The organism is Caballeronia sp. BR00000012568055 (assembly GCF_029439455.1).
In the GTDB taxonomy this organism is placed as follows: Bacteria; Pseudomonadota; Gammaproteobacteria; order Burkholderiales; family Burkholderiaceae; genus Caballeronia.
Genome location: NZ_JAQFVG010000020.1, coordinates 8,883 through 18,618 on the forward strand (window position 1 = coordinate 8,883; position 9,736 = coordinate 18,618).

Annotated in this window: 11 protein-coding genes; 6 read left to right on the forward strand and 5 right to left on the reverse strand. The window is 59.3% G+C overall.

Going from position 1 to position 9,736, the window contains the following annotated elements; all coding sequences use genetic code 11:
- A partial coding sequence (locus P7F28_RS02125; RefSeq protein ID WP_277182789.1) for a hypothetical protein occupies positions 1 to 637 on the forward strand: 637 nt, incomplete at its 5' end.
- Between the two features lie 429 nt (positions 638 to 1,066).
- Here the strand turns inward: P7F28_RS02125 and P7F28_RS02130 are convergent.
- From P7F28_RS02130 to imuA, 5 genes are all read right to left on the reverse strand, one after another.
- Positions 1,067 to 1,357, reverse strand: a complete 291-nt coding sequence (locus P7F28_RS02130) for a type II toxin-antitoxin system RelE/ParE family toxin (RefSeq protein ID WP_277182790.1) — start codon at positions 1,355 to 1,357, stop codon at positions 1,067 to 1,069.
- Positions 1,345 to 1,617 (reverse strand): CopG family ribbon-helix-helix protein, encoded by a 273-nt coding sequence (locus P7F28_RS02135; RefSeq protein WP_277182791.1) that lies wholly within the window; start codon positions 1,615 to 1,617, stop codon positions 1,345 to 1,347. Before P7F28_RS02135 ends, P7F28_RS02130 begins: the two co-directional genes overlap by 13 nt.
- A gap of 112 nt (positions 1,618 to 1,729) precedes the next feature.
- Positions 1,730 to 4,879, reverse strand: a complete 3,150-nt coding sequence (locus P7F28_RS02140) for an error-prone DNA polymerase (RefSeq protein WP_277182792.1) — start codon at positions 4,877 to 4,879, stop codon at positions 1,730 to 1,732.
- Positions 4,880 to 4,893: 14 nt separating this feature from the next.
- A complete protein-coding gene (locus P7F28_RS02145) occupies positions 4,894 to 6,357 on the reverse strand; it encodes a DNA polymerase Y family protein (protein ID WP_277182793.1) in 1,464 nt (487 codons plus the stop codon).
- On the reverse strand, positions 6,281 to 6,994 hold the full coding sequence (imuA, locus tag P7F28_RS02150; protein ID WP_277182794.1) for a translesion DNA synthesis-associated protein ImuA: 714 nt from the start codon (positions 6,992 to 6,994) through the stop codon (positions 6,281 to 6,283). The genes P7F28_RS02145 and imuA overlap by 77 nt, the downstream gene beginning before the upstream one ends.
- Positions 6,995 to 7,126: 132 nt before the next feature.
- On the opposite strand from imuA, the gene P7F28_RS02155 reads away from it, so the two are divergent.
- The 5 genes from P7F28_RS02155 to P7F28_RS02175 all read left to right on the forward strand — a co-directional run bounded on the left by P7F28_RS02155 (position 7,127) and on the right by P7F28_RS02175 (position 9,630).
- Positions 7,127 to 7,429, forward strand: a complete 303-nt coding sequence (locus P7F28_RS02155; RefSeq protein ID WP_277182795.1) for a hypothetical protein — start codon at positions 7,127 to 7,129, stop codon at positions 7,427 to 7,429.
- 30 nt (positions 7,430 to 7,459) lie between these two features.
- Positions 7,460 to 7,816 carry a hypothetical protein gene (locus P7F28_RS02160; protein WP_277182796.1) on the forward strand — a complete coding sequence of 119 codons (357 nt, stop codon included), beginning with the start codon at positions 7,460 to 7,462 and terminating at the stop codon, positions 7,814 to 7,816.
- Between the two features lie 103 nt (positions 7,817 to 7,919).
- A complete protein-coding gene (locus tag P7F28_RS02165; protein WP_277182797.1) occupies positions 7,920 to 8,879 on the forward strand; it encodes an SOS response-associated peptidase family protein in 960 nt (319 codons plus the stop codon).
- A gap of 68 nt (positions 8,880 to 8,947) precedes the next feature.
- Complete coding sequence (locus P7F28_RS02170) at positions 8,948 to 9,124, forward strand: hypothetical protein (RefSeq protein WP_277182798.1); 177 nt, start codon at positions 8,948 to 8,950, stop codon at positions 9,122 to 9,124.
- Positions 9,125 to 9,333: 209 nt separating this feature from the next.
- A complete protein-coding gene (locus P7F28_RS02175; protein ID WP_277182799.1) occupies positions 9,334 to 9,630 on the forward strand; it encodes a DUF4148 domain-containing protein in 297 nt (98 codons plus the stop codon).
- Positions 9,631 to 9,736 lie beyond the last annotated feature (106 nt).

Consider the following 9,736-nt stretch of genomic DNA (forward strand, 5'->3'; position numbering starts at 1 on the left):
CGCTCAAGCGGAGTCGATCCAATCGACAGCTCAGCAATCGTTTCACACTAAACGCAATCTTGAACGGATGGCCGCCGTCGCACAGCAAGATGTGCAAAACTTGCAAGAAATCGTCGAAAAAATCAAAAGTCTTGAGCGGACGGCTGCGAGTGCGCAAACGACGGCTGGTGCAAGTGCGGCGACCGCGGAGTCCCAGAAGGATCTCGTTGTCGAGTACGCTGTGGAATTGGAAGAGTCAGTTGAATCAAAAAGGCAATTGTTTGACGAGTTCGAGAAGTACCGGGAGCAGATCGAAGGCACGCTTCAGGGTGCCAGTAAAGTGGCGTTGGCGAAGTCCTTTGAACGCAGACGTGATGCATTGATCCGAGCGCAAAAAATGTGGGCGATCGCGTTTGGCATCGGCATTCTAGTATTGCTCGGTACAGGCTGCGCTATCACTCACGAATTGGTCACGAGCACGCCCATGGTACCCAGCGCTGTTTCCAGCGGTTCGGCAACCGTCTTGAGTGGGGTTTCTGCCGCAGCTGAAACTACGACCGCGTTGAAGGGGCAACTCGCTGGGTTTGTCGGAGTTCTTCTGCGATTCGTCGTCCTGAGTCCGGTGATTTGGTTTACTTGGTTTTCCGCAAGACAATAGGGTCATTGTTTGCGCCTCGCGGAAGATTACGCGTTCACCCGCGGACGGCAAGGGTTCTATCCGCCCAGACCGGTACCAGAGGATTCTTAGGAGGTCGCCGCTGCCCCAAAAGTTCTATGCGGTTGGGTGGACGGCCGCTCCTAGGAGCTCTGTTCGACGAAGCGACGGACCGCTGTCGGTAGGAAGCAGCCATCGGACTTTCCAAATCGAACTTCTGCTTTGAGCCGTCTGCCGCCAACCGCTTCGCGCTTTGCGCGCGGTCAGCCCGCTAAGGCCCTGCCACTTCCTCGTGGCACCTCCCCTCCCGCGAATGGCAGCTAGCCCGATAATTCTTCTTATCGGGCCGTGTTTGGATCTTGGCTAAAGTGCTAATAATCAAAATGCACGAGAGCAGACCGATTGGCGTTCCTGATAATGCTTTCGATCCACTCAGTAGCCCGCCTCTTTTTGATGGCGAACGGCAAGGATAGTCGCTGTCTCGCCATCAAAGTGATACAACGCGATGTACCCGCTATCGCCGAAGTCGATAGGCCATTCGCGAAACGCCGTGTCCATGTCTTCTACCACTCTGCCTACATGCGGTTGGTCGGCAAGTACTTTCACGCCTGCACGAATCACCTGTGCAGCGCGTCGTGCGGCGTTCGGGTTCTTCGGCGAAAGAAAACGGTACAAGCGCTGCACATCCGCAAGTGCAGATGGGGCCCAAATCAGTCGTGACACGTAGGCGGCTCCACATCTTCACCCGCTTCAAGTTTCGAAAGCCATGCGTCCGCTTCTTCAGCCGTAACATGCAATCCGTCAGCCTGATAGTTATCCCAGGCGCGCTTCGCATCTTGTTTGAACGCTTCGCGCTGCTCTTCGCGTTCCACATACTGCGAGATCGCTTCCCGCATGATCCAATGGGCGGACCGGTCCCGTAAGCCGGCCAGACGCTGCACACGATTTTTTAGTTCGTCATCAATCTTGACAGTCGTTGCCATATGGCCCCCAATATTCAAAGGTATTACTTGCTAATACTACACGATGATCTGAGCCTTAGGGCATCAATACCGCTTCGGTTGCAGAGGTTGTCACATGCAACTTGGGAAGAAGTCAGCAAAAGTTTCTGCTGACGGCGGTCAACCCACCAAGCAGGTGTGATAGGTCGACGAGCCGCTGCGCTACGAGGTGTCGAACCTCGCCTTCACACTGCCAAGTTCCATAGACGGCGAGCAGCGAAGCGCCCAGCGCTTCTTTTCGATGCTTCTCTAATAGCGACGGCCAGATGATGACGTTCACATTGCCGGTCTCATCCTCGAGCGTCACGAACATGACTCCCTTGGCCGTCCCTGGCCTCTGCCGCACCGTAACCAGACCGCACCCCCGCGCCATCCGTCCATTTCGATAAGTGCACAGCGTCGAAGCTGGCATAAGTCGCTGCTGAAGGAGTGTCGGGCGTAGGAGTGACAATGGATGCCGGCCGAGCGTCAGCCCCGTCGAATTGTAGTCGCTCACAATGTCGTCGGCTTCCGATGGCGCACCAAGCGCGGGCGTCTCGTCGTTGACTCGACTATCGGAGAGGAGATCTCGGTCCGGGACGGCGGCAACCGATTGCCAGAGTGCTTCGCGCCGATTGCCCGCGAGCGACCTCAAGGCGTTGGCGGCCGCCAGCACCTGCAGATCATGGCGATCGAGCTGAGCGCGCCGCGCAAGATCACTGACGCTTTCGAATCGTTTGACGGCGCGTGCGTTTTCAATGCGCTCGGCGGCGCCGTCGCGCATTCCCTTGAGCAACGAGAGCCCGAGACGAACGATTGTCGGCGCGCCATCGGACTGGCGTTCAAGGACTGAATCCCAACCGCTGATGGTGACATCGATCGATGCCACTTTGACGCCGTGACGCTTCGCATCTTGCACGAGCTGAGAAGGCGAATAGAAACCCATCGGCTGAGAGTTGAGCATCGCCGCGAGAAAGGCCGCTGGCTCGTGGCACTTGAGCCAACTGCTCGCATAGACCAGCAGCGCAAAACTCGCCGCGTGACTCTCCGGAAAACCGTACTCGCCGAAACCCTTGATCTGCTCGAAAATGGCTTCGGCGAATGACTGGTCGTAGCCGCGCTCTTTCATCCCATTGACGATGCGGTCATAGTACTTTTCCAGCCCGCCCTTGCGCTTCCATGCCGCCATCGCGCGGCGAAGCTGATCGGCTTCACCCGGCGTGAAGCCGGCCGCGAGAATAGCAACCTGCATCACTTGCTCCTGAAAGATCGGTACCCCAAGCGTGCGACCCAGTGCGATCTCGAGTTCCGGGCTTGGATACGAAACGGGCTCGATTTTTTGCCGCCGCCGCAGATAGGGGTGGACCGCACCACCCTGAATCGGTCCCGGTCGCACGATTGCGACTTCGATGACAAGATCGTAAAAGGTACGCGGCTGCATACGCGGCAGCATGCTCATCTGCGCACGCGATTCGATCTGAAACACGCCAATCGTATCTGCCTGCGAGATCATCTCGTAGGTCACGGGATCTTCCGGTGGGATGTCCTGCATCTCGAAGCGTTCGCCACGCTGTTCGGAAACGATATCGAGCGTGCGCCGGATGGCCGACAGCATACCGAGCGCGAGCACGTCGATCTTCAGCAGACCGAGTGCTTCGAGGTCATCCTTGTCCCATTGGATTGCGCTGCGGTCGACCATCGCAGCATTCTCAACCGGTACGAGCCGTGTGAGTTTGCCGCGGCTGATGACGAAGCCGCCCGAATGCTGCGAAAGATGTCGCGGAAAATTGAGGATCTGCGCGGCGAGCTTCGCCCACATTCTGATGAGCGGGTTCTCCGGATCGAGTCCGGTCTCTTCGAACCGGCGCAGCAGGTCTTGCGAGTGATCGAACCACTGGTGACTCTTCGCGACCTTGTCGACGATCTGCGGATCGATGCCGAGCGCCTTGCCAGTTTCGCGCAACGCGCCGCGCGGCCGGTACGTGGATACCGCTGCAGCAATCGCCGCGCGATCACGTCCGTATTTTCGATAGATGTACTGGATGACCTCTTCGCGCCGCTGATGCTCGAAGTCCACATCGATATCCGGCGGCTCGCCGCGTTCCTTCGAGATGAAGCGCTCGAACAACATGTTACCGCGCGATGGATCAACCTCCGTCACGCCCAGGCAATAGCACACGGCGCTGTTCGCGGCGGACCCACGTCCTTGACACAGAATGTGCTGGCTACGCGCAAACCGCACGATGTCGTAGACCGTAAGGAAATACGCCTCATAGCGCATCTCGCCGATGAGTTGCAACTCGTATTCGATCTGCTGCTGCACCTCATGCGGGATGCCCGCTGGAAAGCGCTTATGTGCGCCAATGTAGGTCTCCTGCCGAAGATACGCCTCGTGCGTAAAACCTTCGGGCACAAGTTCGTCAGGATACTCGTAGCGCAGTTCATCCAGCGAGAACGTGCAGCGCTCAAAGATGTTCAGCGTTTGAGCGATCGCATGCGCAGGATAGAGGTTCGCGATCCGTAGCCGCGAGCGAAGGTGTTGCTCCGCGTTGGGCGCGAGATCGTAACCGCATTCGGCAACGGGCCGGCCGACGCGAATGGCTGTCATCGTGTCCTGCAGCGGCTTGCGTGAGCGCACATGCATCACCACGTTGCCGAGCGCGACGACCGGCACGCGATGTTGCTCGGCGACGTACTCGACACTGCCGCGATGAATATCATCCATCGCGCGCTGATGCAGGATCAGGCCCACCCACGCGCGCGCGGGAAACGTCTCGTTAAGCCATTCGATCTGTGCAGAGAGCCCGTCTTCCTTCGCTGGAAAATCCGGTACAAGGATCGCCAGGCAATCAGGCATGCCACGCAGGTGTGCGTGCGCTTGTTCGGGCTTAGACAAATCGTGCGGCGTGAGCATGTACGTGCCCTTCGTGGCGCGCATGCGCCCGAGCGTGATTAGCTCGGACAGATTTCCATAGCCGTTGCGATTTTGCGCGAGCAGGATGAGACCGAACGCGGGACGCTTGTCCGCATGTACGAGGCGGAAATACGAGCCGATGATCAGCGGCAGCTTTTCTTCCTTGGCCTGGACATGTGCACGCACGACGCCGGCGAGCGAACATTCGTCTGTGATGGCGAGACCCGAATAGCCGAGTTGCGATGCGCGCAGCACGAGTTCTTCGCCATGCGATGCGCCATGCAGAAACGAAAAATTCGTGAACGCGAAAAGCTCCGCATAGTCTGGAAGGGTCGACGAGAAAAGATCCACGGCCACACCACCGACTATCCGAAGAGGCCATGTAGGAACCACCGAACTTCCTCGGTCGTCACGCTCGGTCGTTCACGGTAGATCCAATAGCAGCTCTTATCGGTGGCTTCTGCGACATAGTAGTCGCGCGTCACCAGTTGGCCGTCATACCAACCGGCCTCGATGCGCTCGCCCGTCGAGACGAGCTTCAGTGGCGAACCGTAGAACGGCCGGTGATGCTTGATCATCAGCCGCACAGGTGTGTCGAGCAACCAGGTCGGACGCGGAAGTTCAGCCGGAGGCGGGCACGCCTTCGTTGTGTTCTGCACGGGCACCCATTGATTCGCGTGTTCCGGCCGGTGGTCCGACGTCGGTGCAGGCCGCAACACATTCTCCGCGCCCAAACGCGCGACGAGCAGCTCGATGAGTCGATTGTGGTCCTGCGCCGATCCGCCTGGATCCGGAAAAAGCGAATCGCTCGGTGGCTCCGCCGACTCCACTTTGGATGCTGTCAGGCGTACTGCAATGACGGCCGCTTCGAGTTCGATGCGACCGAGCCGTTCCTTCAACAGTCGAACAAGGTGTTCTTCGTGCCACGTGGGCTCAGCGAGCGCGATGTCGATCAACGTCGGCTCGATTGCCTGACGGCCGCGTTCATGTTCGAGCGTGATCGTCGCTTGCGTGAGGGCGAGCTGCTGCGCGCTCAACCAACCGCAGAGCTGCACGATCAGACGTCGCGCTGAAAAAAGGATGGCTTCGGCATGCTCGACGCGATCGGGCAACTCGGTGCGTGCGCTGAACGAGGGCGGTAGCTCTAACCACTCATAGAGCTCGGGCGACAGGCCGTAGGCGCGGTCAAGAGAATTCAGTAAATCCACGCCACACCTCTTCTTGAGACCTGCTCGCGGCAGGCGGCGAACATCGTTGAGCACACGGCATCCGAGTCCGTTGAACCAATCGGCGAATGACCTGACTTCGGGAACCACCAGGAAGGGAAGTTGCCCGAGAGTGCGTTCGAGTGAACCCATCTTGAGCACGCGCCGTCGGCCGCGCTTGGCCAGCAGCCAGGCACCTTGACCCGTGGGTGCGACGCTCATGCGGGCGGTGACGCCGATCGCATTCACTATTTCCCGGATCTGCCGGCAGACCTGTCTAATACCGCCGAAGAGTCGAAGACTGGCGGTGACGTCGACCAGAATCGTCTCTTCTTCCCGCACCGCCACCTGAGGCGAGAAACGCAGCAGCGCGAACGCGACTTCGCGTTGCATCTCCACCTCTCGCATGGGGCTGCGGTCGTACGTCAGCGCATCGGCCGCGAGTGTCGTGACCCCGCCGCGCTTCATCCCCACCATCACGCCCGCTTCTCTTGCTGCCTGGTCGAGCACGATGACTTTGTCGCGTTCCAGTACCACACAGCCGTGTTCAGTCGGAGGTGAGTACCTCGGCCGGAACACCTCCAGCGAAAGCCGGGGTAGGAAGATGGCGACGAACACGGCCATGAGGACTGAGCAGAATCGGAGATGGTTGTAGGTGGATGGACAGTTGATCGGTTCGGGTTGGGCCTCGTCGCTTAATGACATCGACGGCGAGGCCGCCGTCGGCGGGTCGCACACCGAGCCGCAAGGCCGCTGGAGACGAATCCTGAGCGGCGGCAAGCGGTCGGACCAGAATCAGCAAGGTCTCCGTCGCCTGTGCCGCCAGATGCAATCGTCGTAACGCTTCAGACCGGATGTGCTGTTGCCAAAAGAGCAGCGCGCCGCAACTTCGGGCATTGAGCACGCGCTCGGCGCACCAGAGCGCGTCCGCCGTCTTGGGCGCGCGCAACAACATGAGCTTGTCCAGCGGCACGCCCAGATAGGCGAACGCCAGGCTGTTCGGCACGTGCGGGGCCTGCAGCAGCGCGACCGGCCGTTTGCTCGCGGCGACCAGAGCGGGTTTGAGCAACCGCATCTCGCCGATGCCCGGCTGCTGAACCAGCAGCTCCACCAGCGCGCCGATCGGCCAGCCGCCGCCGGGCAACTCCGCTGACAGGGCCGCATAGCCGGTGTCGAGGGTTGCGCCGTGTGCACGCGCCAACTGCGACCCACGCCACAAGGCTGGGTGGATGGCTTCGACGTGTTGAGGCAGAGCGGCCATGGCGAAAGGGGTGTCCTCAAATACTGTATGGATATACAGTACTCAGTGTAGCGCAGAAATCGAAGCAGTGAATTGCACCCTTTTAACTAGTCGCAGAAAAATCTGACGAATATGCTTGCTTCGAGACATCCAATGCCCGAGGTTGCCGACTTTGTTGCCAACCTTCGTGAGGCGTTCGGTGATGCGACCAGTGACGAAGCTGTCGCGCGCGGCAAAGCCGGCGAACCGACATTTTTCGCGCGAGAAAATGGCCGGGCGGTCGGTACCAGGCCGATCGACGGATTCAACCGCTGGCAGGCTGACGGGAGCGTGCGCGAGCGCCACTATTGCCAAGGTTGCGATGGCGCCTGTATCGGGACTGGGCAGCGTTGCAGTGAGCGACGATCAACCGTGCAGTTGAAAGTCCCGAACACGACCGCACCTGAAACCAGGTGAGTAATATGGTCGGAACCAGCAGGGAGTGAGATGACCCAACCCGATATTGACGAGCTGTCCGGCGCGCGTGCCGATTTGCTGTGCTTTCTGGTGGCAACGGTCGCTGCATCTTATGCGCTCACGAAAGAGTGGCGCGTGGATCACATTGTCGAGAGCTGCCGCATCTGGCTTAAACGCAACGTGGTCAAGATGGACTGGCTTGACCGCATCCGCATCGGCCAACTGGCGCTCAAGATTGCCCGTCGCGATCTGAAGGGCGCGGGCATCGCGATACGCCAATCAGACGTCCAGGCGCTCTTCACCGGCGAGATGGGGCTGAATCATGCGAGCACCGTGGTCCAGAAGATGATGAGGCTATGCCGCGAAGCCACCGGGACGGCGGGCTGACGCGTCAAACCGATCCCTCAAACCGAACCCCCAAACTGATCCATCGAACTGATCCATTGAACTGAGCGATCGAGCGGGGCGATCCACATCCAGGAGGGTGACCATGTGCTACTCGGCGCAGATCCAGGCGGGCTATCGGCGGTACGTCAAAATGTTCGGCGCGCAGATGGACATTCGTGAGTTCGCGCGTCTGTTCTGGGAGCGCGCCGAAGGCAGCAAGGCCAAGATTCCGAAAGCCATGGAAGCGCCGTTCCTCGATCCTCAAAACGACGACGAACGTCAGATCAGGGAATTCATCAATCGATTCAACATCGAGCAGGCTGCCACGCTCGAACAGGATCTTTTCAAGCAGCGCACGCGACTGGCCGATGCGGAGCGCGCGTTGCAGACGAAGGTGACGAAGGCTGCAACGGAGAGCCGACGGATTGCCACCGACAAGATCGACTCCAGCTTGCGTCGGCTCGACGATCTGCGTCGCACGACGTTGAAGGATCGCGACGCACGGATCTTTCCGGGACACTATGCGCCTGTGCTCGTCGTTGAGAACGGGCAGTACGTTGTGAAGCCGATGCGTTATCAATGCCGTATTGCGGGCAAGCCTGCGAACTACGACGTCCGTTTTCCCGGCACGTACAACGCCCGGCGCGACAATCTTGAAGGCTTCTGGAAACCGCTGTTCGGCTACTCGCACGGCCTCATGATCGTCAGCCGCTTCTACGAGAATGTGAGCCAGGCACGCATGGAAGGGCGCACGCTCGCGGAAGGCGAAAAAGACGAGAACGTTGTGCTCGAATTCAAGCCCGACTCGGGCGAAGACATGCTGGTTGCGTGCTTATGGTCGCGCTGGACCGCCAAAGATCAGCCTGATCTTCTTTCGTTCGCCGCGATCACGGATGAGCCACCGGCCGAAGTCGCGGCCGCCGGACACGATCGATGCATCGTGCCGATCAAGCCGGAGAACGTTGAAGCCTGGCTGAATCCTGATGCTTCAAACCTGGCTGCGTTGCAAGCGATTTTGGATGATCGTGATCGACCGTACTACGAGCATCGACTGGCTGCGTGAGTGGATGAGCCAGACTTGGAATAGCGAGTCGGATCCGCCCAACGGAAACGGACCAAAGGGGATACGCCATGACGCAACTGACCACAGCACTTGCGCTGCGCGCGGCCATCAATGTCTTGCGCGATTCGGCTGAGTCTCGACGGATGCCGTCCGGTGTAAAGCTGGATGAGGCGAGCGAGAATCTTCACTTCGACGCGGCGGATGTTCTGGAAGAAGCGCTCGCGGCGCTACGAGACCACGAGTAGGATCGCGCGCTTCGGTCCACGCCGATACGTCTGTCGCGAAGCCGGTCGACGTACGAGCATGTTTCGAGATGCCGCGTCGTTTATTGAGCGAATCCACAATAAAGCATTGTCGAATTAGTGGTTAACCCTAGATTCGATCATACCTACACTGGAGTCATCGAAACGCAAACAGGGCTGTTTGCGAAAACAAAGATCCGGAGGTCAGCACCATGAAACTCGCATCCATCATCGTCGCCGCTGCGCTCGCTATTCCCGCCGTCTCATTCGCTCAATCGAACCAACCCCTGACCCGTGCGGAAGTGAAAGCACAACTGGTCCAGGTGGAAAAGGCCGGCTACAACCCGGCAATGGACCGTACGACTTATCCGGCTGAGATCCAGGCCGCGGAAGCCAAGATCGCGGCGCAAAACGCTCAAAGCTATGGCGGTGTCGCCGATGGTTCGTCAGCATCGGGTACCCTTCCCGCGCTTGCTGGCGCGACTGCGCAACCGTACTTTGGCCACTGAGCCGAACGTCGAGAAGCCGCAGACCGACGCGACCAGACTTAAGTCCTCGCAACACGATACTGGCCGCTGTCGGCAACGACAGACGGCCAGTTTGCTTTTAGGTACC